Here is a 26,242-nt window from a genome sequence, read left to right on the forward strand (position 1 = left end):
CAAAGACGAAATAACCTGTACCGACACTCCCGGCCGAGACGCTCACATCCCTCCACCGGGTTCCTTATCAACAACAGCGCTCCGTTTTTCGCCCGTCGAGCGCTACGTTTTCTAACCGATGTCTACACCGCGAACTGCTTCTTCGTCCTTGGCGGCTTCCTGACGGCGGCGTCATAGAATATGACCATCTTCGATCGTATCAGACTGATCTTTCTCAACTCGGCATCATCTGGAGGCGTGGGAGTAATCAGCAATCGATAACGCGAAGCCCGCAAAATACTGACGCAGGGAACTCCCGACGGAATAAAGCGAATCCGGAGATCGATCCCTTCTTCCGACAACTGCTTGAGCAACGTCGGAAAGACAAAGTGGATCGGGAAATCGTTAGCTGCAATGGTGAATTCCATTGGCTCGACGAACGGGTCAAAGTCCCGGTGGTCGGTGAGCGACTTTAGGTCATCCAACAGAGATTCGACCGAAGATTGCAGGCTGCGTGCCCGCGCCGTGGACTCAATTCCGCGCCCAACGCGAACGAACAATGGATCATCGAAGATGACCCGTAACTTGTCGAGCGCATGGCTGACAGCCGACTGTGTCACCCCCAGTCTCGCAGCTGCTCTGGAAACAGACATCTCTTCCAGGACAGTCAGAAACGTCTTGAGCACATTTCCATCGAGATTCAAAATAATCGATTTTCTTCATATTAATTATGAGGATAAATGAGTTGATTTCATTTGTAAACGCGGTAGAAACAACCAATAGGCGATCACCATTGCGTGAGGCCATACCCCAATCTCAGGAAACCATTGACGCCGATATCTGTCACCAGCGGAGTAAAACGATGAGAAGAAACGGGATGTCCTTGATGATCGCAGTCGCCACGATGGCTCTGTTTTCTCAGGTTTCCACGGCACAAGACAAACTTGATCGGACCGTGCTGCCCATTCAAGAGCCGGAACGACCGAAGTTCAGTGAGCTCGACGTCCGCAACGTCGAAGAGATACCGCCCTTCTTCGAAGTCAAGCCGCCCAAAGAAGCTCCCAATGTCATCATTGTCTTGATCGACGACATCGGGTTCGGTGGCCCCAGCACATTCGGCGGTCCGATCCAAACACCAACTCTCGACCGGCTCGCCAAGTCCGGGCTTCTCTATAACAACTTCCACACCACAGCGCTTTGCTCACCAACGCGAATGGCACTCAAATGCGGGCGGAATCATCATACTGCGAACACCGGTTCGATCATGGAAAGCTCGACAGGATTTCCCGGCAACACCGGACAGGTCCCCAACAGCGTGGCCCCACTGGCTGAGATGCTCCGACTGAACGGATACAGCACCGGCGCGTTCGGAAAGTGGCATGAAACAGCCGCATGGGAAACCAGTGTCTCAGGTCCCTTCGACCGGTGGCCGACGCGGCAGGGATTTGACAAGTTCTATGGCTTTATTGGCGGTGAAACTGATCAGTGGTTCCCTTTAGTTTATGACGGAGTGACCCGAGTCACTCCACCTAAAACAGAAGGCTACCATTTTACGGTGGATATGACGAACCAAGCAATTGGCTGGATGAAAGCGCAACAGTCGATAACTCCGGACAAACCGTTCTTCATGTACTATGCGACAGGAGCTGTTCATGCGCCGCACCATGTACCTAAGAAATGGGCCGATAAGTACAAGGGAAAGTTTGACAAAGGCTGGGACAACATTCGCTTGGAATCCATTGCCCGTCAGAAGAAGTTAGGAGTCATCCCCAGCAACACGAAGTTGGCCCCCAAACCTGAGGACATCAAGGATTGGGAAGTGTTGACCCCGGACGAACGCCGTCTGTTTGCCCGTCAAGCTGAGGTGTTCGCCGGATTCCTCGAACAGACTGACCATGAGATCGGACGACTAACCGCTGCGGTTGAAGAAATCGGCGAGATGGATAACACCCTCTTCATCTACATCGCTGGCGACAACGGCACGAGTGCTGAAGGCGGCTTTGTCGGCATGTACAACGAGATGACCTACTTCAATAACGTAACCGAAAAAGTCGAAGATCTTCTCCCGTTGATCGACAAATGGGGCGGTCCCGAAACCTTCCCGCATATGGCTGCTGGCTGGGCCGTCGCTTTCGACTCCCCTTTCACCTGGACGAAGCAAGTGGCTTCCGACTTTGGCGGAACTCGCAATGGAATGATCATCCATTGGCCGAATGGCATCAAGGAAAAGGGCGGAATCCGCAGCCAGTTTGCACACGTTATTGATATCGCACCCACGATTCTGGAAGCGGTAGGTCTTCCTGAACCCAAAAGTGTCAATGGCACGCCCCAAATACCGATCGAGGGGACCAGTCTCCTGTACACCTTTGCCGATGCTGATGCCGAGGAACGGCATACCACGCAGTACTTTGAGATGTTCGGCAACCGGGCACTTTATCACGACGGCTGGTTTGCACGCACGATCCACCGGGCACCTTGGCAGTCGATCAACATGCCCCCTTTAGAGACCGATGTTTGGGACCTCTACAACATCCGCGACGACTTTAGTCTCACGAACAACCTGGCCAAGGATCATCCGGAGAAACTCGCCAAACTCCAGGCACTGTTTATGAGCGAAGCGAAGAAGTATAACGTGCTGCCGATTGACGACAGAGTCATTGCGCGAATGAATCCTGCAATTGCAGGCCGTCCAGACATCTTAGGCGACCGAACATCGCTGACGCTCTACGACGGAATGGACGGGATGCTGGAAAACACATTCATGAACGTAAAGAATCGCTCGATGACGATCACCGCCGATTTAGTCATCCCGGAAGGAGGAGCCGACGGTGTGATCTTGACTCAAGGTGGTCGTTTTGGAGGCTGGTGTCTTTACATGAAGAATGGAAAGCCCATTTATACCTATAACTATCTTGGGCTTGAACGATTTACCGTCGCTTCTTCCAGTTCCATTCCCGCTGGCCCCGCAACAGTGGTGCTGGATTTCGCCTACGACGGAAAAAGCCAAGAAGACCTTGGCAAGGGTGGTAAGGTCACCATTTCCGTAGACGGCAAGTCCGTCGCCAAAGGCCAGGTCGAAAAGACTCAGCCTCTAATCTTCTCTGCGGACGAGACAGCCGATGTAGGTCTCGATAATCAGACACCTGTCGCCAACGACATCGGTATCGGACGCGAAGAGACTCGTTTTACCGGGAAGATTAAAAAGATCACCCTTGAGGTGAAGTGACCTAAAGTAGTCTGGCGATTGTGTCAGTTGCATTTGTTGAGGGATGGTTGTAGTCCGAAAGAATTGGTGGAATCGAACTTTCGATGACCGTGTTGCGAGTAAGAGATACGAGGAAGTCCACGATAAATAGCGATTCCGGTATTCGTCGCGTTCGAAGTCACTTGTGACCTCATTCGTCGTTGCGATGCAATTCTGAATCGCTTCAAGCAAACGGGAGGTTCATTCATCCCCGCTGAAGAATCTCGCTGGGCGACGTATCGTCAGCGATGAGCAGTTCATCGAGACGAATAAATTAGTCATTGATATCAGCGGCCCGTACCCAACGTGCGGCGTCGTTTTTCTGAGTGCTGAGATGCCTGACCCTGTGACGTGCTCCTCATTTTCTGAACCAGAGGTTATGAGAGTCTCCCGACCAATTTTGGTCAGAGGAGACTTTGACAACGAAGCGACGACGGAAGCCAACAGCCCACTTCATCCGCCGTCGGGGTTCTCGTCGATCCGCATTGCAGCGGCTCAGTCGAGGGATTGGCAAGTGGATGCAATCTCTGATCTCAAAGCGTGTTTGATTGCTGAAATCCCTTTGGGTCGATGGTCACTCCTTTGGACGGGATTAAAGCTCGCGGACTGTCGGGGCATACGTTGTTGGGAATGCTTCATTGGTCGTAATTGGGATTGCTTTCGGCAGCGTGGATCGCGGTGATTGGATGATACGCCTGTTTCTGCGTGAGTCCCGAAGGACGGACGTGTTTTCCCGGAAAGACTCATTGACATATCGTGAGATGACGATACTATCGCATAAGGAGAATTGAAATGCCTGATAGAACGAAAGCGAAATCGAAGCCATTCGGTGACGCGGCGGCGTTTTCTGAGGCGGCTGAGTGCCTGAAGATGCTGGCGCATCCGGTTCGGCTCAGGATCGTGCAGCTGTTACTGCAGGGTCGGTACACGGTTGGTGAGTTGGCTGAAGACTGTGGTGTGCCGGACAACGTCGCTTCGGAGCACCTGCGGTTGATGCAGCGATGTGGATTCTTCACCAGCGAGCGGGAAGGTCGACGGGTTTATTACCAAGTGGCTGAACCGCATTTGGAGAACATCATAAACTGTGTCGAAGACCGATTCCTGTCGAGCCTGCAGAGCAAGTCAGCGTAGGTTTCAGTCTTCCCTTTTTTTGCCCAAATACATCGTAAGATAACGAGTTTCCGATGCATCGAATTGAAGGAGGTAAGTAAACATGGCTCAATCACAAACAATTTCAGTGCAGCAACTGGCAGAACGAGACGGACAGGAGAAAGTCGACATCATCGACGTTCGGACGCCGCTTGAGTTTCGCGAAGTGCATGCGAATGTGGCACGGAACATTCCGGTGGATGTGCTCGATCCGCACACCGTGATGAAAGAGAGGAACGGCTCCGCTGGCGAACCGTTATATGTCATCTGCAGAAGTGGCACGCGCGGTGCGAAGGCACAGCAGAAGTTCGCGAACGCGGGTTACGAGAACGTCATCAATATCGAGGGCGGCACGGAAGCGTGGGTCGCAGCTGGATTGCCGGTTGTGCGTGGCAAGAAAGCAATGTCGCTGGAACGGCAAGTGCGAATCGCGGCGGGCTTCATCGTGCTTGTCGGATCAGTCGCGGCGATGGTGACGGGCAATGTGTATCTCGTGGGCACTCCGGCCTTTGTGGGAGCAGGTTTGATGTTTGCGGGCATCACCGATACCTGCGGGATGGGAATGTTGCTTGCCAGGATGCCTTGGAATCAGGTCACGAACGGATCGTGTTCCACCGTGAAATAAAACGCCTATTGAAAGAACGGAATCCAGTACGGGATTGATTAAAAATGGTCGCTGTACTCATCGTTCCGGAGTTTATTCGCCTCGTCGGTCATACGATCAAACAGTCGCTTGCCGAGTTGACGGTTATTGTCGGAGTGATTTCCGTTGTTGTCGCGAGTCCCGGCTCACCGGCGACGCTTCGATCGAAACTCAACTGAAAAGAAAGCAGCCCCATGTTGCTCAAATACTTTTACGACGAAGCTCTTGCTCACGCGTCCTATATGGTCGGATGCCAGAAGGCGAAGGTCGCCGTTGTCGTTGATCCCGGTCGCGACATTGAGCAGTACCTCGACATGGCGGACCGCGAAGGCCTGAAACTGATTGCGGTCGCGGAGACTCATATTCACGCCGATTACGTATCGGGGGCACGCGAACTGGCGGATCGCATCGGGGCGAAGCTCTACGTGTCCGACGAAGGACCGGCCGAGTGGAAGTATCAATTCGCCGATCAGTACGAGCATCAACTACTAAAGGATGGCGACTCGTTCATGGTCGGGAATATTAAGTTCGACGTGCTACATACACCGGGTCACACGCCCGAGAGCATCTCGTTTCTATTAACCGATCAGGGTGGCCACGCGACCAAACCGATGGGGATCTTCACCGGCGACTTTGTCTTCGTCGGTTCGATTGGACGTCCCGATTTGCTCGAAGAAGCGGCGGGTCTGGAGAACACGGCGGAACCGGGTGCTCACGACTTGTTCCACTCGGCAGAGAAGTTCAAACAACTTCCTGACTACTTGCAGGTTTGGCCGGCTCACGGTGCGGGCAGCGCGTGCGGCAAGGGGCTTGGTGCGATTCCGTCATCAACGGTCGGCTACGAAGAGTTGTTCAACCCAGCTTTGCAATTCACGGACGAAAACGAATTCGTGCAGTACATCCTGTCCGACCAACCTGAAGCTCCGAAGTATTTCGCAGTAATGAAGCGAGTCAACAAAGAAGGCCCGCGGATTCTTGGTGCGGGACATCATCACTCAATGCTCGATGCTGCTGGTTTAGAGAATGCTGTCAAATCCGGAACGGTCGTCGACCTGACTCCGTCGTCCGAATTCGCCAAAGGCCACGTGCCTGGCACGATCAACATTCCACTGGAGATGCTCGCGACATGGGCGGGTTGGCTGGTTGACTATGACCGGCCGACTTACTTGATCTGCCATCCAGATCAGCTCGAGGAAGCGGCACGGGTACTGCACAAGATCGGCGTGGAACAGATCGAGGGTGCTTTTCACCCGAGCGAAGTCCGGTCAAGCGGTTTGGCTACCGAGGAGTATTCAATCCGCACACCAAAAGAATTGGCTCCACGCATCGAGTCGGGTGACGTGAAGCTCATTGACGTGCGTTCGGACGAGGAATGGAAGTCTGGCCGTATCGTCGGTGCAGACCATCGGTTCCTCGGTCGCCTCCTCAACAACGTTTCCGAAATCGAGAACGACAAGCCGATCGTGACGCAGTGTCAAACTGGTGGACGTTCCGCGATCGCTGCCAGCATTCTGCAAGCGCGTGGACTGGAAGTCGTCAACATGACGGGCGGATTTGGAGCATGGACAGATGCAGGCTTGCCGGTTGACCAATCCAATGCTGCTTCCTGTGAAACGAGGATACATTCATGCACATAAGAAAAGGACGAGACATAGAAGAACTGCGACTGTCCGGCAGTTGTGTGGTGGACCTGCACTCCAAACGTCATGAAGCAATTCACAAGTCAGCAAGTTTCGCCAGTCGATGAGAAAATTGACTCACGGAATGGTAACGAATTCAACAAGGTAAAGAAGCCATGAAAATCGTCATCATTGGAGCCGTTGCTGGAGGAGCATCAGCGGCCGCTCGGGCAAGGCGATTGGACGAAGACGCCGAAATCGTGCTGATCGAACGAGGTCGCGAACCATCTTTCGCCAATTGCGGACTGCCCTATTACGTTGGCGGAGAAATCGAATCGCGAGACAAACTGCTGGTCGCTCCTGCGGATCGTTTGCGTCAGCGATATCGGCTCGACGTGCGAACGCGGCAGGAAGTGACGTCGATCGATCGCGTCAAACAAACCGTCGATGTCAGGAATCTCGAAACCGGTGAAACGTATACCGAGTCGTATGACCGGCTCGTCGTCTCGACAGGAGCATCCCCGTTTCGCCCACCAATTCCCGGGATCGAAGGGCCGCATGTTCTGGAGCTTCGAGACCTCGCCGACGCAGATCGAATGTTCGATCGAGTCGCAACCGGCGGCAGTCGCCGCGCGGTCATTGTCGGAGCTGGCTTCATTGGAATCGAGGTCGCCGAGAATCTGGTTCGTCGAGGTCTCGATGTCACCGTCGTAGAACTCGCCGACCAGATTCTTCCTCCGTGGGATCCGGAAATGGTCCGCTCGCTGGAAGATCATGTTCGCCAGCAAGGCGTCACCTTGAAGCTGAACGATTCCGCAGCTGCGTTTGAAGAAGCAACTTCCGACGACGCCAACCTCGTCGTCAAACTCGCATCGGGCGAGGCACTTCCTGCTGGCTTCGCGGTTGTCTGTATTGGCGTACGGCCCGAAAGCGGACTTGCCGCTGAATCCGGAATTGAGACCGGCCCACGAGGTGGCATCGTGACCAACGATCACATGCAGACCAACGATCCGAATGTGTACGCCGTTGGCGATGTCGCTCAGGTGAAGGACTTCATCACTGGCGAGCCAACTCAGATTCCGCTGGCTGGTCCGGCAAACCGTCAGGGACGCATCGCCGCCGATCACATTTTTGGCCGCGATTCAGTTTATCGTGGCACGCAAGGTACGGCGATCGTCGGCGTGTTCGGTAAAACCGCTGCGATGACGGGACACAGCGAGAAACTTCTGCAGCGAGCGAACCTACCGTACGAAAAAATTTACATCCATCCAAGTGACCACGCTGGGTACTATCCGGGCGCGTCATCGATGACGTTGAAGCTGCTGTTCAATCCCGATAACGCTCGCATCTGGGGCGCTCAGGCAATCGGAACAACGGGTGTCGACAAGCGCATCGACGTGATTGCGATGGCGATTCACGCGAGGATGACGGTCTACGATCTTGAAGAGGTCGAACTGTGCTACGCACCGCAATACGGGTCGGCGAAAGACCCGGTCAACATGGCGGGCTTTGTCGCTGCAGGCGTTCTCCGTGGCGATCAACCGGTAACACACTGCCACTTCGTGCCACCGACCGACCAGCCACGCGACTGGTTTGTCCTTGACGTACGCTCGCCGGGCGAGTTCGCCTCCGGACACATCCACGATGCGGTCAATATTCCGCTTGAAGAACTTCGTGATCGAATGTCAGAACTGCCGACAGACCGTCGAATCGTGGTGTACTGCTTCGTCGGCCAACGCGGATACATGGCGACTCGAATTTTAAATCAGAACGGCTTCGACGTTTGCAACCTTTGCGGTGGATTTAAGTCATGGCAACAACAGTATCTATTGGAGACTCAATCATGAAGGTTCACCGCGTTGAGGATTCCTCAACATCTCTGAAGTGTCGGTGTTTTACGACTGCCTTAATCATCACCATGGCAGTTTCCACAGTCGACACAGCAAACGCTCAGCCCGGTCGCGGCCGAGGTGCAGGTATCGGTCGTGGTCCCGGAGCAAACCCCGGCATGCGTGCGGACATGACGACCCTGCATGCGATGTTCGCCAGTCGTGACAAAATCAAGCGAACAGTGAAGCTGCTTCCCAACGGCGCGGAGGCACTTACCGAATCGGACGACCAAGCGATCACTGCCCTGCTTCAAGAACATGTCCCGGCAATGGAGAACCGGGTTCACGCCAACGAGCCCCTGCCGCCAATGACGTCCCACCCAATCTTCGTTGAACTCATCAAACACGCCGATGACTACACGCTGACGTACGAAGAGACGAAAAAGGGAATAAAGGTGACTTATGAAGCAACTGACCCGTTCGTGATCATGCTGGTACAGGAACACGCGAAGCTCGTTAGCCGTTTCGTGAAGAACGGCATGGAAGAGATTCACAAGCCGTACAAACTTCCCAAGACCGACAATGCAGAACCTCAGCCCGACGGTGATTCCAAAGCAACAGGTGAATCAACATCACTCGGTATCACACCTCCCCGAGTCATACTCTATGCGAACACGGATTGGCTGAGCTGGGAGTCTTTCGTATCAACAACTTACGTCGATCTCCGAAGGTCGAATTCCACTGCTGGAAACCAATTTCCGGCCTCCCGAAGGCGAAAAAGCCACCAAAGAAATCGAAGCCCGACCGGATGAAACTTCCGCTCTATTACCAGTCCTTACTCGATTCGGGCGTGGTTCAGACTCGTGCTGAATTGGCACGTTATCTGGGGGTGAGCCGGGCGAGGGTGACACAGGTGCTGAAGCGATTGGAGAAACAAAACTCAAAGACTGCGTAGCTAAGCCAACGGGGCGTTAGCCGTGAATCTCTGTCCCGACGGCCCCTGTTACATAGTTAAAGCGTATTTCACGGTTTGCGTGACGGATCGTGAGGTGTTCCGTTCAATACAGGGTCGTTTTCAAAGATCTTTTGATCGTTAACGCATGCGACGAAACTCAGGCTCTGGTTGCCTTTGATCGAACCAGTGGGAAAGAAGTATGGCGTGCGGAGGGGCGACTTTATGAAGGGAGCTACTCGACGCCTATCATTGGCACAGCACTGGAAGGGAGCGATGAAATCATCATTCCCCTGGCAGACGAAATCTGGGGAATTGATCCTCTCACCGGCAAGTTGAAATGGTGGGTCGCCGAATCGTTAGGCAAGTACATCTGCACAACGCCGGTCGTCGCGAATGGAGTGGTTTACGTTGCTGCCAGCAGCAAGGTGATCGCCATTCGTCTTGGAGGTCATGGCGATGTCACTCGCTCGCACACAGTCTGGTCTCGGAACGCCAGACTGGGAGTCCCCTCTCCAGTGTTTGATCAGGGACAACTATATTGGGTCGGTACCAACGGGATATTCACATGTGCGGATGCTTCAACGGGGAAAACACTTTGGCGAGAGCGAATCGGGCGCGGCAGTCGTAACACCACGTATGCATCGTTGACAAAGGCTGGTAATGCCTGGCTGTCAATGTCTCAACAGGCTGGCGTGATTGCGTTTCGGTTAACGCCAGAGTTTCAGGAGATTTCGGTGAATCTTTTTACGAGGGACAAGTCGGCCTTCAAATCATCGTTAGCAGTGGCTGACAGTGAGCTATTTCTCCGGTCGGATCAATTTCTGTATTGCATCGCTAACGGGGGGATTGCTGATCTGGCTCAAGTGGAGTCAAAGTCTCCAAAGCAGAACGTGAAAGACGCATTTGGGTCCATCATTGAACGTAGTCGAAATCCGTTTCAGGGCCGAAGTGGAAATAGCGTCGGTCCAGCACAATTGCTGATGACGTTTGATGTCAACAATGATGACAAGATCAGTCCGCAGGAGTTGGCTGAATCTCCTATGTCAAAGTTTGTACAATCGATGATGATGACAAGGGGCGATAACAACAAAGATGGTTTCATCGATGCCAAAGAGCGTGCTCGTCTACAGGAATCGATGCAAACAAAACCGGGTGAGGTCATAGGCAGAAAAAATGCAGCCAATCGGCCGCAACGACCGCCAGTGGTTGCTGAGCCCAAGTAGACCTTCAGAACTGCATCAATTCTCGGTGGGAATTGGCATTTGAGAACATTGAGTCATGCAAATTGTTTTAAGGCATTTTGCGACATCGAGAGGGTCGATACTGCACGCGTTCGATGCGTGGCTGAACCAGTGTGCAATGTCTTCACGTCCGCCTGACGAACACAACAGTGTTCCCTTGGCTGTCGAAATGGCTCGAATCAATTCCGCTCGAAGTGGAGATGAAGACGCATTTCGACAATTATTTGAGCATTACCAGCCGACGATTTCTAAACAGATGCGTCGTTCTAGTCGCGACCGCGTCCTTGTCGAGAACCTTGTTCATGATGTATTTGTTGAAGCCTTCATGAGCTTGGAGAACTTCAAAGGTAGGAGCCCATTCGAGCATTGGCTGCGTAAGCTCGCGGTTCGTGTCGGCTAGGATGCCCCTGCAATCAATGGATGCTGACGTGGGAAGTTTTTCTTCAATTTTCGTGTAAGGATCTCCAAATCGTGTGTTTTACTGCTGTCGGGTAAAATTTTGCTTTCCCACAGCAGTTGATGGCTCCGTATGGCACAGTTCCCCGAAACACGCGAAAGCCTGATGATTCAGGTCAAAGACCCGGACAACCGGGTGGCGTGGGAACAGTTTGTCTCGATCTATCGGCCCATGATCGTGCGGACAGCAGCGAAGCGCGGGATGCAAGCGGCCGATGCCCAGGATCTAGCTCAGCAAGTCCTGTTGGCGGTAGCTTCGGCAATTGGTGACTGGGAAAAGCGAGACGAGTCGACGCGTTTTCGTCATTGGCTGGCCCGAGTCACTCGCAATGCCATCGTCAATGCGCTCTCTCGTGGTCCGAAAGACCAGGCGGCGGGTGGCTCATCGGCTCAGGAGTTGTTGGCTCAGCAACAGCAGCCCGATCCTGAAACGGTCTCTCTGATTGATTGGGGATATCGCGGGAACTCTACCTGCAAGCGGCCAGGATCGTTCAGCAAGATGTCCAGCCCGATACTTGGCGTGCGTTTGAGCTGACGGTCATTGACGGGATGAGCAACCGGAATGCGGCGGAGCAACTCGGCAAATCCCTTGGAACTATTTACACGGCTCGCTGCCGAATCATGCAGCGACTGCGTGACGTGATTGTCGAACTGGAGGCATCAGAAGTATGAATCAGCAAGTTTGTGATCCGAATCGACTCTCGTCGTTTGTGCGAGGAGAACTGAGCGACCAGGCTGTGCGAGAACTCACTTCGCATCTGGACGAATGCGAATCGTGCGGTCTAGCACTTGAGCAGCAAGTTGCCGAGGCCTCCGCATGGCGCGAAGCCAGCGTCTTTCTTGGTGAATCAGTTGCTCAGGAACACGAAGCCGAGTATTCAGTCGCTCCGTCGCGCGACGCGCAGATCGAGCTGGTCTTGTCGCAACTTTCGCCCACTGACGATCCCGAATCACTCGGACGCATCGCAGGCCTTGAAGTCACCGGCGTGGTTGGCAGCGGAGGGATGGGGGTCGTGCTCAAAGCTCACGATCAATCGCTCGATCGCGTGGTGGCGGTCAAGGTGATGGCTCCGCATCTGGCGGCCAGTGGTTCGGCTCGTCAGAGGTTTGCAAGGGAAGCGAAAGCGGCCGCTGCCGTGCTGCATCCCAATGTGATCGCGATTCATGGTGTCTCCAACGAACAGGCCTTGCCGTATCTGGTGATGCCGTACGTAGGTGGCGAGTCACTTCAAAAACGCATCGACGTTCAGGGTCCATTGCCACTGGTCGATATTCTGCGTATCGGTGCTCAAGTTGCCGCCGGTCTGGCCGCTGCTCACGAACAGGGCCTTGTCCATCGTGACATCAAGCCCGGCAACATTCTGATGGAACAAGGAATCGAACGCGTCACCATCACCGACTTTGGGCTCGCCCGCGCAGTGGACGATGCGTCAATGACTCGCAGCGGCGTGATCGCCGGCACACCGCAGTACATGTCGCCCGAGCAAGCTCGCGGTGAACCGATTGATGCTCGCAGCGACTTGTTTTCGCTTGGCAGTCTGCTGTACGCGATATGTACCGGTCACTCGCCGTTCCGAGCCGAAACCAGCTTCGGAGTCATGCATCGAATCATGCAGGATTCGCCTCGACCGATCACAGAAATCAACCCGGAGATTCCGATTTGGCTGGAAGGTATCGTGTTGAAGTTGTTGTCCAAAGACGCTGGTGATCGCTTCGAATCGGCAGGCGAAGTTGCCGAGCTTTTGGAGGGGTGCCTTTCACATACCCAACAACCTGCCACAACGCCACTGCCCGAACCGGTGCCGGAACTGACCTCAAAGCCACCAAGGAACCGCTGGTGGAGCAAGTTCATTGCCGCAGGTGTGCTGCTACCGCTGCTTCTGCTGGCCGGTGTATTGATTGTACTGGAGCTCAACAAGGGCACGCTCCGTATCGAGAGCGAAGCCGATGACGTCCCGATTCGCATCGTTCAGGGCAAGGATCTTGTTGAGGAACTAACCGTCTCGAAATTTGGCAAGTCCGTTCGCGTCGCGGCCGGGAATTACAAGATCGAGATCGGCGGCCAAATCGACGGGCTGGCGCTCGATGACGGCTCGGTCACGTTACAGCGTGGTGGAAACGATGTTGTCCGAATCGTAAAAGTTGCTCCCGTAACAAGTGCCTTGGGCGATTGGCCGTATGGACGCCTGCTAAAGAATCTTCAAGAGATCAAACCGCCCGGAGGCACGCCTGTCACTGGACCCGGGTATCCCATTAGCGTTTCCATTGGCGCCGAACTAACAAGACGTTTGGAGGCAGTGCCGGATGGGGAACTGGACAAGTGGATTGCCGAGTTAGAACGGGTCACGGGTGACAAACTGGACGGCGAGACGGCACGTCAGGCGTGTCGGACATACATAGTGAATCGTATGAGTGTCCTGTTCGATGACGGTGATTGGCACACGGAAATGGCGAGCCGACTGTTCAAACATCTTCAGTCGCTAACTCCTTCGGAAGTCAATGCGTGGAAGAAAGCATTCGAATCATTATTCGACGAAACAATCGGACAAAATGACAAAGAAGGTTTTAATGGCGGCCCCAGCTATGCTCTGCCGCTGGTTTTGATTTCTGTTGAGTCGTTGATCAATGACGAAACGAATGAATTATCCAGCGGAACCACTGATTTGTCGCTTGCATACGGCTTGACCACAGCCTCTGTTGTATCGAATTCAGCAGTCAAGTACCGGGAACGTCTTGCCCAATTGTCGAAACAAGACATTGCATCGTGGCGAAGCAAAGTCGATCGCTTCGGTGGAACCAAGCTAGACGCCGCCATGAACATCATCCTGCTGGACGACTACTTCGTCAATGAGACATTCCAAGACGGTGATTTTGCCGCGACGCTCGGCGGAAACAATCCAAAGCTTTCGGCGGAACAGGTTACTGATTCCGGTGGCGATACCGAAGACCAATCCACGAACCAATCTTCTACCTCGCCTCGTCGCAAAGCGGTAAACAATCTGACACGGATCGCACACGCACTGCATCGCTATCACGAATTACACGGGCACTTTCCTCCCGCCATTATTCTCGGCAAGGATGGTAAAGGTGGGCCACCACATAGCTGGCGAGTTGAACTGCTGCCGCTACTGGGACATGGGGGACTGTACGATCGGTACAACTTCAAGGAGGCTTGGGATACACAGCGCAACCTCGCTGTGCTCGCACAAATCCCGGACGTCTATCGCTCGCCGTTGGATCAAGGAAACTCGACCAACACGTCCTACTTCGGAGTCGTTTCAGACGATATCTCCACACGGGCGGCACAGCTCCAGAAAATGCGGGAGCAGTGGGAGGCGGCTTCGGGTGCCGGTATTTTGAAAGATGAACCCGAGTACGAGCAGTATACGCCCGAGGCGACGGTCTTCTGGAAACAGAGTGGTGCGTCGTTCATCGACATGCTCGACGGAACGTCCAACTGCATCGCGGTGATTGAAGCCAAACGGAACATCCCGTGGACCAAGCCTGAAGATATTGAATACTCGGCGGATCAGCCGCTGCCCAAGTTCGGCGGCTGGTTCGAGCAAGGCGTACATGCCGCGTTTGCCGATGGCACGGTTCAGTTTCTTGCCAACTACAACGATGACCAGACGATACGAAACCTGCTGACGATTTCTGACGGCCAGCCCGTCGAACCGCTGCTGGTCCGCCGTCTGCGGATTCACGGTGCCGTCGCGGTTTCAGCGGACGAGCCAGAAGTGGCCGTTGGTCCAGAAATTTACCGCGTTCCCGATGGACTATTGCTGAGAGTTCTGCCCGACCAACGATCTATCATCACCGAAGCCGACATTGCGGAAGTGGCCGTCACCACCAATCCGAACAATCCGTCCGCAGGTGACATCGTCGCCATGACGTTGACTGAAGAGGCCGGTAAGCGGTTTCTGAAGGCAACATCGCGGCTGAGTGAGCAGAATTTAAACGGCTACATGTTAATCACGCTTGACCGAAAGGTTTTGATTGCTCCGAGAGTGCTCTCACCGATCGCAAATAGACTAACGATCACCGGCGACATCGACGCGAAGGCCCTCGCTGAAGAGATTCAAGTGGCGATGAAGGATCTGGAGCTTGGGGAAACGTCTCCTCCAGTGATGGGTAAGGAAACTCTAGCACCTGTCGAAGAGGTATCCCAACTCAACGATGAAGACGGCTCATTCGTCACGGTAACACTGCCACTGAAGTGGCATTCTGAAGCTGCGCTAAAGCAGCATCTCGGTCAGCGTCATCTAACGCTCTTGGCTGAAGGAGTTGTGATGGATGACGAGCGTTCGAATGCAGTCAATCGAGTACAGCGAAGCGTTTTGCATGATTGCCGCTTGGTTTCCTACAAGTTGATCAAGCGTGATGGAGTCGAATACTGGCAGTCTCGACTCTTCGTGCCTCATAAAGCGGAATACTCGATTGGGGCATTGTGGTACAGCGACCCCATCCGAACGCTTCGTATCGGAGATCGCCACACCCCTGTTCCAGCCGATACCCTGACACAGGATGATCCGCAGGCGACGCTGGACAAAGAGCTTCAAAATGGCTTTCAGTTGCGGCTCGACGATTCGACGGATGGTAAGCCGGGGTTGTCGTTTGATGCAGCCTCAGCCGAAAGAGCTTCCGCTGGTGGCACTGATGTCGATGCGGACGCGTTCAGCAAGCTTGCCGCCATGCAGGATTGGGTCATCGCGTGGGACAGTCAGATGCCGTCCGACCGGGCAAGCAGCGGTCGGCGATACGCCTTGCTGCGTGGGTTTGCGAATGGTCGCATCGTGGCCGTGCATGGCGAGGACGCTCCCCTTGTGGAAACACGCATTGCCCCGACTGAGATCGAAGCATTATTAAAGGAGCTTGCGACGCTGGGTACCAAACGAAATGCACAGGCTTCAGACAGCAATCTTCTTAAAGAACTGACTCGGCCTAGTTCTCCGCAAAGCGATGACCCATTGCCACGCGTCCTGCACGCCAATATCGGAAATCGCTTGACCGTTGTATACGAAGGTTCGCACTACGACATGATGTCGTTTCAGGCCACTGCTCCCATTGTCCCGGCAGAAGTAGACCACCGCAAAGTTGCCGAGTTATCCGACGAAGTGCGACAGCGGTTGATGCAATTGGTGTATCGGGCTCGACTCGGAGGTTTCGAGGAGTGTATTGCCTTCGCAAACGCACAACTGCGAGCACGCTATCCTGATACTCCGGTCGAACTAAAAGCATCGAACATCACTCAGGTGTACTCCCCACGCGATGAAAGCATCGAAGTGATCTTTCTTTTGGAGTTAACGAAGAACCTGTCAGCTTTGCGGGAGGCCTCCTCAAAGTTCGGCACGAACGTGACGGGACGTGGTCTGTTGTCAGTGGCATGTACTTCCGCGACGAAGCATCCACCGAACAGTGGAGCGGTAACCCAACCGAGGAGCGATCATGAAAAAAGTACGATTCTCATGCGTAGTTCTTGCCTTGCTCACCATCCCCGGTGCGGGCTGTGACAACGCCGCCAAACAACAACGAGACAACGATGTCCACAGATCGGCGATCGCAAAAGAACTGAAAAAACAAGGCGAATCGCAACAAATGCAATTATCCGAGAATGAAACGAATGACCGCCACAACGATCACGTCAGTGAAGCAGCAGATGATTGAAACATCCGATCAGAATTCCCCAGAACCGCATTGCCGATGCGCCATTTCCGCTTCCGTCGGAAGCATGATTGTGAAACAGGTATATCTCATAGCGACTTTGGTACTGACACTATGCGGTTGTTCGCAGAAGGCACAGCCGACTTGGAAACCCATGCTGGATGGCGGCCACCATGTCGGGATCGATGGGGTAAGCATCTTTGCATTTGGCTACAACCACGATCCGGATCGGTCGATCGTGTTCTTCTTTCCACTGGACATCAGTAGCAGCGGCGACCACAGCTCAAACGCTGAATCGCGGACGTTCGATTATTCAGGAACGATCACCTCGTCACCGAGCAAGAAGACAGTTCTCAGTTACCGGATTTCATCGACTGATCCAACGAAAGTCACGTGCAATAACGCGGACTACCGCCTGAGCGACGGAACCGTCTTTTACGTCGCCAAAGACGGAGCCATCACACAACTACCGTTCGCGGGACTGGGGCCAACGAAGGAATACGTATCTGACTTGCAAGCCTACGTTGATTCCAACCGACCGGAGCCAACTAACCCCGAGGGTAACGAACCATGAAATGCCTGCAATGCGAAAACGACGCCCGTGCGATTTGCCGATTCTGCGGCAGAGCCGTCTGTGAATCCCATATCCAAACCAAGGAGTTTCATGCCGGTTACGGGAAAAGCAAGAAAAGCCACGCACTGGATCGTGGCAGTGAAACCGCCGTGACGATTGCCGATGCCGTGTGGTGTGGTAAGTGCAACATCGAGCCGCAAAAGACTTACTAGGAAGACAACCTGATATTGTCTTGAGCCGCGAGTTTCGCAGCTTCTACCGGCGGCTAGCGCTTTGCTGCTCACTTTCTGAACAATACGCAAGCCAGTTCAAGATCCCAATTAGGAGTACCCATCATGTGGAGAACACGAGTTTCAATTGTCGTCCTCGCCTTCTTGGCGTTGAGTTCCACCGCTTTCGCGCTCTATTCGGTTTTCGATACAGGAAATTGGCCGAAAGAGTGGCCGAGTGAACTGGAATCACTGCGCAAGCAATCGCGCACTTTAGTCGGGCCGATGGTGGAGGCACAGCATTTCGCGATTACGTTCAAGACCCGCGAAGAGTTCGAGGCCGCTTGGCCACACATCCTGAAAGCCAAGAGCCAAGGAGCCCCCATCTTTCTGAAGCGAGGGCCAAACTTCTTTCTCGACAAAGAGCTTGCGGGGGTGGTGGTTCACTGTCCTCCCAAGGGACAGTGGGATAACCCGAAGACTCCCGAAGCGCCCATCAAAGGCTACCCCACTGAATCCCCGCATCGCTGGCAATGGACCAACTACATCGAATTGGTCGTTGACGGACAAATCATTGATCTCAATCGCATCCCGATACCAGCGGATACGCCGATCATCGACGGGCGTTTCAAGGCGGACAAGACAAATGAAGACGCGAAGTCACCGTAGCCCGCAAACATCAGATACTTGCGGATACCACCACAATTTTTCGGAGAATCCGATTCGACCTTGCTTTGGCATTTGGATTGAATCGTTCCTGGGAGTTTGACACCCATGAATCGAACAATGAGTCGCCTTTCATCAACCGTCCTGGATCTACCGGGCTTTGCCGTGACGCTCATCATGATCGTGTTGGGTGGAATGTTTGTTGGGTGCAACCAGCAGGCATACGAGGCAGCGTATCGAACGATTGATCAGGCGTTTGTGGTTCGCCAAAGCCAGGGATGGGAACTCACCAAAGCACCGGAGGACGGAAAACGCTATCGTGTTTGCGGTGCGACCGAGTCTGGCATGGATCCGAATCGACATTCGTTTAGCGGCAGGATTGAGTCGGGCGATCGTTTCGTTGACTTCAACGTTGCTATCCCGGACGAGAGGGTGGTCGCCGTGGAAGGGCTCGATTCGCTGGGCGGCGGACCGCTTTCCTACGCCGTCCTGACAAAGGATCTTCCCGCGGGCAACGTAACACCGCCTTCCGTGAACCACAGTTTGGAAAACCAGAGGTAGATTCATGAATCTCGCCAAATACTTCGTTTCGGCCACAGCGGTCTTTCTACTGGCAACGACGACAAGCGCGGCGGATGCAGAGTCCACAATTAAGTCCGACAACGTGACGACTCAGTTTAGGCTCACAAAACTCGTCTATGAGCGTGCTCACAGGACCACGTTCTGGATCGAAATGGAAAGTGCACGAAAGGGGCTTCATGTAAGAGGAGTCTGTGATCTTCGAAAGGACGGCGTGGGAGTTGGCCGCTTTCCTTTGGAGCAGGTTGGGGCGAGGCAAAACACGGACGCAACATGTTTCAGGATCAGTTGCTTGCACGACGACTTTGTCGAAGACACCGTCGTCCATGTGTTGGTCCGTGACGAGGCAACAGGGAAATCCATTTATGGAACCAAGATACGCCTGAAAGATGCTGAGTCAGTTCGCAAGGGAATCGAGTCATTGAAAACGCTGCCAGATACCGACGAAGCCCCGGCGGCCGGCAATGCCTAGGCTCTTCGAAGGAAAGTAGAAAGCTGCAACTCAGTAGACGTATGAAGCCCTAACGGTAGCCAGCACGACCCCGAGGCCACGACGTCAATGTCCAAGGGTTCGTACAGCTGTCCGAAAGCTCCCCGGATCGGTCACTATGCAAACCACAATCTCGTCGAGCTAGGTGCGTACGAACTCATTAAGTTACGTCAATCATCATCACTCGTTTTCCATCCATGGAATCCGATTCCGGAACGAAAACAAACGGTGAAGCCGAAGAAAAAGCGAGACCGTATGCGACTGGCTCGATACTACCAGACTCTACTCGATTCCGGGAAATTCGAGTCGCGGGCTGCACTCGCTCGCTATCTGGGCGTCTCGCGGGCACGGGTGACTCAAGTGCTCAATCGCCTCAAAGATCAGGACGCAACAGACACGAAATCCGCCTAAGCTGCTCTGCCCTCGCGTCACATCGACGTAGCTGCGCAACGTTCAATGAAATACCTTCAATTGATATTGAAACTGCCCTGGGAGGGCACAATCAGGTATTCTTCACCGTTTGGGATGGAAGTTCCCCGAATAACCGTTGGTACTTAGAAGCAAATCGCCCAGCGTCGTAAAAGCCGACTTGCGCAGCGATGTCCTGGATCAAGGCGCCTGAGTTTGGGGAGTCGCGTAGTAAGGTTCGAGCTCGATTGAGCCGCATCGATTGAATGAAATGACGCGGCGACTGATGATACCTTGAGCGAAAAGCCGTCAGCAGTGTTCGCTCAGACACGTCGAGCGATTGGGCGATCGCGGCTATGGAGATCAGGCCATCTAGTGAAGTTTCGATTAATTCCGCGGCGTCCGAAGCGATTCGTGTATGCCGAACTGTAAGGCAAGAAGAGTTGTCCTCCGTCAGCAATTGAACACGGGATGACCTGACACAAACTCTTCTCGCTATCCTAAGCAAGTCAAGCTGAAATGTCAGTTCGGCTGCGACTCTTGAGTCCATTGACACACCATCAATGGCTTGTAGGTATCCCAGTACGATAGAACGTAGTTTTTTCGAAACATGAAGACCGGGGTGGACGATGGTCACTGTATCATGCAATTCGTGCTCTGGAGTTCTCGGGGGAGTGTCAAGCAATTCGGTTGGAACTCTAACCGCAAGCCAGCTATTGGCATGGTCGCAGGAGAAACAGAACTCGGCCCCGGGTGCAATACGACGATGGCGTCAGGGCTTAGCGACAATCCATTGAGAAGTCTTGGCCTTCTATTCAACGGCATGTACAGTCCGAATGCTCCTGGATCAGTTCCCCCTTCAGAGAGCTGTCCAGACCCCTCTTGTGCCCACTGCAATCCAAGTTGGCCCGCCACGTTCTGTACCATTGAATAACGAGGCTCCTCCATGCCAAGTACGCGCATGTGTACGTCTGCGTGGGCGATCGAATCGCAATAGCTTTCGAATTCTGTAAAGAACTTTGCCGAATCCATATAGCATGCTCGTTGGGAGAAAAGTCGATCAAGGCAGGCTTCAAATAAAGACAGGAAAAACCCAAATTTGCGGCAACTACGTACAACAAATCTTGCAATTAGGTTACTTTGAAGACGTTGAAATCTCAATCTCTATGGCGTCATGCACCATCGTTCGAGGGCGGACAAATCTGAGTTCAGATTGCTTCTTGCGAGTCGAATTGTGGCACGCACTGACCAAGAACAGGAGACCATCCGTATGCTATCGCACCTGTCGAGAAGCTTTGCACTTGTTTTGACGGGGCTTGGTCTTTGCATGGTCAGCGCCGAGGAAGTCGAACTGGACCGCACAAAACTACCAATCGACGTTAGATCCGTGGGTGGAAGGATCGGTCAGACGGCAGCGGATTCTAAGCCTCCGGCACTGATCTCTCCAACAGCCCCGAATGGCGCCCCGAATGTGGTCCTCGTCCTACTTGACGATGTCGGTTTTGGAGCCGCTGGAACTTTCGGCGGTCCCGTCGAAACCCCAGCAATGGACGCCTTGGCGACCGAAGGGCTTCGTTACAACCGCTTTCATACGACCGCCCTTTGCTCTCCGACGCGAGCCGCATTGATGACTGGGCGTAATCACCACTCCGTGGGCACCGGGATGGTGGCCGAGTTTGCCACGTCCTATCCCAGCTACAACTCAACGATTCCAAAATCCGCAGCAACGATCGCGCAGGTTCTCCAGGGAAACGGGTACAGCACAGCATGCTATGGCAAGTGGCACAACACTCCCGTCTGGGAAGTCAGCCCCGCAGGTCCGTTTGACAGGTGGCCAACGTCTCTCGGATTCGACGAGTTCTACGGCTTCATGGCTGGTGAAGCCAACCAATTCTATCCCGCACTGTTTCATGGAACCACACCCATCGAACGACCGGAGCATGTGGAGAACTACCATTTCACGACCGACATGGTGGATCAGAGTCTCGTATGGATGATGCGTCAGCAAGTATCGAACCCCGACAAACCCTTCTTTCTGTACTTCGCACCTGGCGCAACGCACTCGCCTCACCACGCGCCGAAGGAATACATTGAGAAGTACCGTGGAAAATTTAACCAGGGTTGGGACAAGATGCGCGAGGAGACTTTCGCACGACAAAAGAAACTCGGCGTGATCCCCGCGGACGCGATACTCACACCACGCGATGCATCCATGCCAGCTTGGGATTCGCTCTCGCATGATGAGCAAAAAGTTGCCAGTCGACTGATGGAAGTTTACGCCGGATTCCTCGATCACACGGACGTCGAAGTGGGTCGACTCGCTGATGGCATCAAAAAACTCGGTGAGTGGGACAACACGATGTTCATTTACATAGTTGGGGATAACGGCGCGGCAGGTCCGGGTGGGCGATACGGAGTGTTCAATGCGATGGTCAACCTAAACGGATTGCGAGAAGATAAAGACGTCGTCCTCAGAAGACTCGAGGATTGTGGGGGCCCAAAGGCGAATAACGACTACGCGACAGGTCACGCCTGGGCAATGAGTACTCCGTTTCAGTTCGTGAAGCAGTTCGCCAGTCACTTCGGTGGAACGCGTAATCCTGTCATCATTACATGGCCCAACAAGATCAAAGACAAAGGCGGACTTCGCTCGCAGTTTCACCACGTTATCGACATTGCACCAACGATCTATGAAGCAGCTGGAATTCCAGCACCGACTTCGGTCAACGGAATTAAGCAGATGCCGATTCAAGGTGTGGCCATGAATTACACCTTTGACGAAGCAGATGCTCCGTCCACCCGAGAAACTCAGTACTTTGAAGTCGTCGGTGTTCGAGGCGTTTACGACGATGGTTGGGTGGCCTGCACTTATCACAACAAGTTCTCGTGGCAAGCATCGAAGGTGCCTGCCTTCAGTGATGATACGTGGGAGCTCTACCATGTCGAGAAGGACTTCAGTCAGGCGGAAAACGTGGCTGCGAAGCACCCCGAGAAGCTGGAGGAACTGAAAAAACTGTTCCTTGTCGAGGCGGAGAAATACAACGTCTTTCCTCTCGACGATCGAGGCTTTGCTCGCGTTCTTGAAAGTGGTCGACCAACCATCGTTGGTGATCGCACGAGATTCACGCTTCGCAAGGGTGCCATCCGAATGCCGGAAGACATGATTCGCACCACATTCAACAGGTCCTACGAGATCAACGCCAAACTCGACATCCCAGACGACGGAAAAGTCGAGGGCGTGGTGCTCGCCGCCGGGGGTTACTTTGGCGGACTGTCGCTTTACATCAAAGAGGGGCGTCCGCAATTCACCTACAACTACTTTGGTTCTGAGTACACAACACTAACCGGCGGGAAAGCTCTGCCGAGTGGAGATGTGACCCTTCAGTTTTTATTTGACTACGATGGCGGTGGAACAGGCAAGGGTGGAGCCGCGAAGTTGCTGGTGAATGATGAAGTGGTCGCGGAAGGCAAGATTCCCAAGACAGTGCCGCTCGGATTCTCTGCCGACGAAACGCTCGACGCTGGCGAAGACACTGGCACACCCTCCGGTGACTACAAGTGTCCCTTCCGCTTCACGGGCAAGCTAAACACCGTCACCGTGACCATCAAATAGCAGCTCGGAAAACTCCCCAGACCGACGAACATCGCATTCGCGTCCACGGTCTTCGATCGAACCATCAAGTGCATTGACGCCCAGTGAGGAAATCTACGATGACGATATCAAAGCGGACACACTGGCGAGCAACTGGCCAGAACTCACCAGTATTCCTTTGGCTCTTGCTAATCGTATTGAGCGTCTGTTTATTCATTGGAAACACCCCAGCGAATGCTCAGGATCGTGGCATTGGCATTCCGCTTGCAGACCCAGAGTTCAAGGGCACTGTTGGTCAGACTTTCAAAGATTCGAAGGCCGATTACCCGTTACCGATTAAAGCTCCTGCGGACGCACCAAACGTGCTACTTGTCATTCTTGATGACGTCGGTTTTGGAATGTGCAGTACCTTTGGTGGCCCCGTGCCAACTCCCAGCCTCGATAAGCTCGCGCGCAATAGCCTGATCTACAACCGTTTTCATACGACAGCCCAGTGTTCTCAGACGCGAGCCGCCCTGCTCACAGGCAGGAATCATCACAGCGCCGGCACGGGTGCAGTGATTGAAATGAGTACTGGGTTCCCCGGCTACACCGGAATCATTCCTAAGAGTACTGCCCTGATCGCACAGGTGTTGCGAGACAACGGTTACGCAACGTCGATGTTCGGCAAATGGCACAATACTCCCGAGCGAGAGATCAGTCCTGCGGGGCCATTCAATCGTTGGCCAACCGGGTTAGGTTTCGACTATTTTTACGGGTTCAACCAGGGGGAAACTGACCAGTACTACCCCACGCTCTATCGGGGGACGAGTCCAGTTCCCCAGCCAAAATCGCCCGAAGAGGGTTATCATTTCACAGAAGACATCGCTGATGAAGCGATCAGCTGGATTCAGAACGTTCGAGCTGCAGAACGTGATAAGCCCTGGTTCTGCTACTTCAGTACGGGAGCTGTACACGCACCTCATCATGCTCCCAAAGAGTGGATCCAGAAGTTCAAGGGAAAGTTTGACTACGGCTGGGACGAGCAGCGGAAACGAACTCACCAGCGCCAGCTTAATCTCGGAGTTATCCCAGCGGGAACGGCATTGACGCCTCGGCATAAAGAGCTTCCATCCTGGAAGAGTCGATCGGCCGATGAGAAAGTCGCGTACGCTCGGCTGATGGAGAACTACGCGGCCTTCATGGCTCATACCGATCATCACGTCGGCAGGGTAATTGACAGTATCGAGGAAGCTGGAGAGCTTGACAACACGCTGGTTCTCTATGTCGTGGGTGATAATGGAGCGAGTTCGGAGGGAAATCTCGAAGGTACCTTTATCGACCTCGCCAGCATGGTCGGTATCAACCTTGGCCTCGACAGCCTGCTCAGCAAGCTTGACAAAATCGGTGGGCCGGAAAGTCATCCACACGTGCCCGTAGGCTGGGCCTGGGCGATGTGTGCGCCGTTCCAATGGACAAAGGCCGTCCCCAGTCACTTTGGTGGAACCCGCAACCCATTGCTGGTCCACTGGCCAAATCGAGTCAAAGGCAAGGGAGAAATCCGGTCGCAGTTCCACCATGTGATTGATGTTGTCCCGACCATTCTTGAATCCTGCAACATCCCTGCGCCCGTGGAAGTCAACGGAATCCAGCAAAAGCCGATTGCTGGCGTTTCAATGGTCTATTCCTTTGACGACGCGAATGCTCCCGGACAACGGGAAACGCAGTACTTCGAGATTCTTGGCAGCCGGGGCATCTACCACGATGGTTGGTTTGCCAGCGCACGCTGCGGCATCCCATGGGAAACTGGAAACCGTTCGTTGGACGATCTCAAGAACGCAACCTGGGAGCTTTATGACATCGAAAAGGACTTCAGTCAGGCAAACGATATTGCGGCGAAGAATCCGGCCAAGCTGGAAGAACTCAAGGCGCTGTTCCTGACAGAGGCTGAGAAGTACGACGTTCTGCCGCTCGATCCACGATTCGCCGAGCGGATGAACCCAGCACTACGAATGTCTGGCAAGCCACCAACGTCATGGACCTACCGTGGCAACAACGTTTGGCTTCCCGAACCAATTGGCCCTCAAATCTTTCCTCGACCGCACTCGATCACCGCAACCGTTGAAATACCAGAGAGTGGAGCGGAAGGCGTGATTGCATGTGCGGGCGCCTCGTTGGCGGGATGGTCGCTATACATCCAGAATGGAGAACCGCAGTTCCACTATCAATGCTTGGGCATCGCCAATACCAGCATTCCAGGGACCGTCGAAATTCCCGAAGGCAAGATCACGTTGAAGACCGAATTCCGTCCTGATGGCTCGAAAGAAGGCGGTGGGACCCTCAAGCTATTCGTCAACGACAAACCGGCCGGTGAAGGCAAACTGAAGCGAACGCTATTCCGCCACAGCCTCGAACCATTCGAAGTTGGCCGGGATTCAATGACACCAGTGAATCCAGAATACAAAGCCGAAGGAGCCTTCGAGTTCACTGGCAAGATCGACAGCGTAAAATTTGAACTCTTGTCGCCGAACGAGTAACTTCACCTCGCAAATTCTCGGTGTCATCGAGTTACCAATTCTCGTCGCGCTTCTGATTGTCAGGGGGAACTCATTTGCAGAAAGCAATATCCAAGATCCTTTCAGCCGCGACAGTGTTATCCATCGCGTTTCGGTTTGCATAATCGTTCAAAGCTCCCCGAGTCGTACTCTATGCGAACCAAGGACTCGTCGAGCTAGGTGCCTTTCATATCAACAGGTTACGTCGACCGGCATCGGTGAAATTCTTTCCGTGGAACTCGATTTCGGACCAAAATCGGGCGGAATCAGAGTCGGCAGCCCCCAAATGTAGACATCGGTTAGAAAACGTAGCGCTCGACGGGCGAAAAACGGAGCGCTGTTGTTGATAAGGAACCCGGTGGAGGGATGTGAGCGTCTCGGCCGGGAGTGTCGGTACAGGTTATTTCGTCTTTG

The 26,242-nt window shown here is 53.8% G+C and carries 23 protein-coding genes; 20 read left to right on the forward strand and 3 right to left on the reverse strand.

Annotated elements, in window-relative coordinates:
• Nucleotides 1–122: 122 nt before the first annotated feature.
• Nucleotides 123–665: a LysR family transcriptional regulator gene (locus KOR42_RS22770; RefSeq protein WP_261342068.1), complete on the reverse strand. Its 543-nt coding sequence runs from the start codon at nt 663–665 to the stop codon at nt 123–125.
• A 200-nt stretch (nt 666–865) separates the two neighbouring features.
• Between KOR42_RS22770 and KOR42_RS22775 the strand changes: the two genes are divergently transcribed.
• From KOR42_RS22775 to KOR42_RS22865, 18 genes are all read left to right on the forward strand, one after another.
• Nucleotides 866–3,205, forward strand: coding sequence for an arylsulfatase (locus KOR42_RS22775; protein WP_146512163.1), 2,340 nt, complete (start codon nt 866–868; stop codon nt 3,203–3,205).
• Nucleotides 3,206–4,015: 810 nt separating this feature from the next.
• On the forward strand, nt 4,016–4,354 hold the full coding sequence (locus KOR42_RS22780; protein ID WP_146512142.1) for an ArsR/SmtB family transcription factor: 339 nt from the start codon (nt 4,016–4,018) through the stop codon (nt 4,352–4,354).
• Between the two features lie 82 nt (nt 4,355–4,436).
• A complete protein-coding gene (locus tag KOR42_RS22785; RefSeq protein ID WP_146512143.1) occupies nt 4,437–4,997 on the forward strand; it encodes a rhodanese-like domain-containing protein in 561 nt (186 codons plus the stop codon).
• 44 nt (nt 4,998–5,041) lie between these two features.
• Complete coding sequence (locus KOR42_RS27000) at nt 5,042–5,194, forward strand: hypothetical protein (protein ID WP_197441483.1); 153 nt, start codon at nt 5,042–5,044, stop codon at nt 5,192–5,194.
• Between the two features lie 15 nt (nt 5,195–5,209).
• Nucleotides 5,210–6,652 carry an MBL fold metallo-hydrolase gene (locus tag KOR42_RS22790; RefSeq protein WP_146512144.1) on the forward strand — a complete coding sequence of 481 codons (1,443 nt, stop codon included), beginning with the start codon at nt 5,210–5,212 and terminating at the stop codon, nt 6,650–6,652.
• 158 nt (nt 6,653–6,810) lie between these two features.
• Nucleotides 6,811–8,481 (forward strand): FAD-dependent oxidoreductase, encoded by a 1,671-nt coding sequence (locus tag KOR42_RS22795; RefSeq protein WP_146512145.1) that lies wholly within the window; start codon nt 6,811–6,813, stop codon nt 8,479–8,481.
• 71 nt (nt 8,482–8,552) lie between these two features.
• The gene (locus KOR42_RS22800; RefSeq protein WP_146512146.1) at nt 8,553–9,275 is read left to right on the forward strand and encodes a hypothetical protein; all 723 of its coding nucleotides are present in this window, start codon (nt 8,553–8,555) and stop codon (nt 9,273–9,275) included.
• 232 nt (nt 9,276–9,507) lie between these two features.
• Entirely contained in the window at nt 9,508–10,641 is a 1,134-nt protein-coding gene (locus KOR42_RS22810; RefSeq protein ID WP_197441484.1) for an outer membrane protein assembly factor BamB family protein, read from the forward strand.
• A 187-nt stretch (nt 10,642–10,828) separates the two neighbouring features.
• A complete protein-coding gene (locus KOR42_RS27950; RefSeq protein ID WP_390620916.1) occupies nt 10,829–11,059 on the forward strand; it encodes an RNA polymerase sigma factor in 231 nt (76 codons plus the stop codon).
• Between the two features lie 129 nt (nt 11,060–11,188).
• A complete protein-coding gene (locus KOR42_RS22820) occupies nt 11,189–11,650 on the forward strand; it encodes a sigma-70 family RNA polymerase sigma factor (RefSeq protein WP_146512150.1) in 462 nt (153 codons plus the stop codon).
• Between the two features lie 14 nt (nt 11,651–11,664).
• Complete coding sequence (locus tag KOR42_RS27955; RefSeq protein WP_146512151.1) at nt 11,665–11,787, forward strand: hypothetical protein; 123 nt, start codon at nt 11,665–11,667, stop codon at nt 11,785–11,787.
• Nucleotides 11,784–16,625: a protein kinase domain-containing protein gene (locus KOR42_RS22830; RefSeq protein ID WP_146512152.1), complete on the forward strand. Its 4,842-nt coding sequence runs from the start codon at nt 11,784–11,786 to the stop codon at nt 16,623–16,625. Before KOR42_RS27955 ends, KOR42_RS22830 begins: the two co-directional genes overlap by 4 nt.
• Nucleotides 16,561–16,779 (forward strand): hypothetical protein, encoded by a 219-nt coding sequence (locus tag KOR42_RS22835; RefSeq protein ID WP_146512153.1) that lies wholly within the window; start codon nt 16,561–16,563, stop codon nt 16,777–16,779. The genes KOR42_RS22830 and KOR42_RS22835 overlap by 65 nt, the downstream gene beginning before the upstream one ends.
• Nucleotides 16,772–17,350 carry a hypothetical protein gene (locus KOR42_RS22840; protein WP_146512154.1) on the forward strand — a complete coding sequence of 193 codons (579 nt, stop codon included), beginning with the start codon at nt 16,772–16,774 and terminating at the stop codon, nt 17,348–17,350. The genes KOR42_RS22835 and KOR42_RS22840 overlap by 8 nt, the downstream gene beginning before the upstream one ends.
• A gap of 335 nt (nt 17,351–17,685) precedes the next feature.
• Nucleotides 17,686–18,228 (forward strand): hypothetical protein, encoded by a 543-nt coding sequence (locus tag KOR42_RS22850; protein ID WP_146512156.1) that lies wholly within the window; start codon nt 17,686–17,688, stop codon nt 18,226–18,228.
• Nucleotides 18,229–18,345: 117 nt separating this feature from the next.
• Nucleotides 18,346–18,786, forward strand: a complete 441-nt coding sequence (locus KOR42_RS22855; RefSeq protein ID WP_197441486.1) for a hypothetical protein — start codon at nt 18,346–18,348, stop codon at nt 18,784–18,786.
• A 4-nt stretch (nt 18,787–18,790) separates the two neighbouring features.
• The gene (locus KOR42_RS22860; RefSeq protein WP_146512158.1) at nt 18,791–19,276 is read left to right on the forward strand and encodes a hypothetical protein; all 486 of its coding nucleotides are present in this window, start codon (nt 18,791–18,793) and stop codon (nt 19,274–19,276) included.
• Nucleotides 19,277–19,363: 87 nt separating this feature from the next.
• Nucleotides 19,364–19,705, forward strand: coding sequence for a cyclic nucleotide-binding domain-containing protein (locus KOR42_RS22865; protein ID WP_146512159.1), 342 nt, complete (start codon nt 19,364–19,366; stop codon nt 19,703–19,705).
• A gap of 91 nt (nt 19,706–19,796) precedes the next feature.
• On the opposite strand, the gene KOR42_RS27960 is transcribed toward KOR42_RS22865, so the two are convergent.
• Nucleotides 19,797–20,252, reverse strand: a complete 456-nt coding sequence (locus tag KOR42_RS27960) for a helix-turn-helix transcriptional regulator (protein WP_390620917.1) — start codon at nt 20,250–20,252, stop codon at nt 19,797–19,799.
• A gap of 777 nt (nt 20,253–21,029) precedes the next feature.
• Between KOR42_RS27960 and KOR42_RS22875 the strand changes: the two genes are divergently transcribed.
• Entirely contained in the window at nt 21,030–23,315 is a 2,286-nt protein-coding gene (locus KOR42_RS22875) for an arylsulfatase (protein ID WP_390620918.1), read from the forward strand.
• Between the two features lie 98 nt (nt 23,316–23,413).
• Nucleotides 23,414–25,810: an arylsulfatase gene (locus KOR42_RS22880; RefSeq protein ID WP_146512162.1), complete on the forward strand. Its 2,397-nt coding sequence runs from the start codon at nt 23,414–23,416 to the stop codon at nt 25,808–25,810.
• A 210-nt stretch (nt 25,811–26,020) separates the two neighbouring features.
• Here KOR42_RS22880 and KOR42_RS27525 read toward each other — a convergent pair.
• On the reverse strand, nt 26,021–26,242 hold a 222-nt coding region (locus KOR42_RS27525; protein WP_231741088.1), incomplete at its 5' end, for a hypothetical protein.

The organism is Thalassoglobus neptunius (assembly GCF_007859735.1).
Taxonomy (GTDB): domain Bacteria; phylum Planctomycetota; class Planctomycetia; order Planctomycetales; family Planctomycetaceae; genus Thalassoglobus; species Thalassoglobus neptunius.

Coding starts and splice junctions, on each gene's coding strand:
- KOR42_RS22775 (WP_146512163.1), top strand. CDS start 866: ATGATCGCAGTCGCCACGATGGCTCTGTTTTCTCAGGTTTCCACGGCA.
- KOR42_RS22800 (WP_146512146.1), top strand. CDS start 8,553: ATGGCAGTTTCCACAGTCGACACAGCAAACGCTCAGCCCGGTCGCGGC.
- KOR42_RS22780 (WP_146512142.1), top strand. CDS start 4,016: ATGCCTGATAGAACGAAAGCGAAATCGAAGCCATTCGGTGACGCGGCG.
- KOR42_RS22830 (WP_146512152.1), top strand. CDS start 11,784: ATGAATCAGCAAGTTTGTGATCCGAATCGACTCTCGTCGTTTGTGCGA.
- KOR42_RS22850 (WP_146512156.1), top strand. CDS start 17,686: ATGTGGAGAACACGAGTTTCAATTGTCGTCCTCGCCTTCTTGGCGTTG.
- KOR42_RS22860 (WP_146512158.1), top strand. CDS start 18,791: ATGAATCTCGCCAAATACTTCGTTTCGGCCACAGCGGTCTTTCTACTG.
- KOR42_RS22875 (WP_390620918.1), top strand. CDS start 21,030: ATGGTCAGCGCCGAGGAAGTCGAACTGGACCGCACAAAACTACCAATC.
- KOR42_RS27000 (WP_197441483.1), top strand. CDS start 5,042: ATGGTCGCTGTACTCATCGTTCCGGAGTTTATTCGCCTCGTCGGTCAT.
- KOR42_RS27955 (WP_146512151.1), top strand. CDS start 11,665: ATGAGCAACCGGAATGCGGCGGAGCAACTCGGCAAATCCCTTGGAACT.
- KOR42_RS22785 (WP_146512143.1), top strand. CDS start 4,437: ATGGCTCAATCACAAACAATTTCAGTGCAGCAACTGGCAGAACGAGAC.
- KOR42_RS22855 (WP_197441486.1), top strand. CDS start 18,346: ATGAGTCGCCTTTCATCAACCGTCCTGGATCTACCGGGCTTTGCCGTG.
- KOR42_RS22790 (WP_146512144.1), top strand. CDS start 5,210: ATGTTGCTCAAATACTTTTACGACGAAGCTCTTGCTCACGCGTCCTAT.
- KOR42_RS22880 (WP_146512162.1), top strand. CDS start 23,414: ATGACGATATCAAAGCGGACACACTGGCGAGCAACTGGCCAGAACTCA.
- KOR42_RS27960 (WP_390620917.1), bottom strand. CDS start 20,252: ATGGACTCAAGAGTCGCAGCCGAACTGACATTTCAGCTTGACTTGCTT.
- KOR42_RS27950 (WP_390620916.1), top strand. CDS start 10,829: ATGGCTCGAATCAATTCCGCTCGAAGTGGAGATGAAGACGCATTTCGA.
- KOR42_RS22840 (WP_146512154.1), top strand. CDS start 16,772: ATGATTGAAACATCCGATCAGAATTCCCCAGAACCGCATTGCCGATGC.
- KOR42_RS22795 (WP_146512145.1), top strand. CDS start 6,811: ATGAAAATCGTCATCATTGGAGCCGTTGCTGGAGGAGCATCAGCGGCC.
- KOR42_RS22820 (WP_146512150.1), top strand. CDS start 11,189: ATGGCACAGTTCCCCGAAACACGCGAAAGCCTGATGATTCAGGTCAAA.
- KOR42_RS22865 (WP_146512159.1), top strand. CDS start 19,364: ATGTCCAAGGGTTCGTACAGCTGTCCGAAAGCTCCCCGGATCGGTCAC.
- KOR42_RS22835 (WP_146512153.1), top strand. CDS start 16,561: ATGAAAAAAGTACGATTCTCATGCGTAGTTCTTGCCTTGCTCACCATC.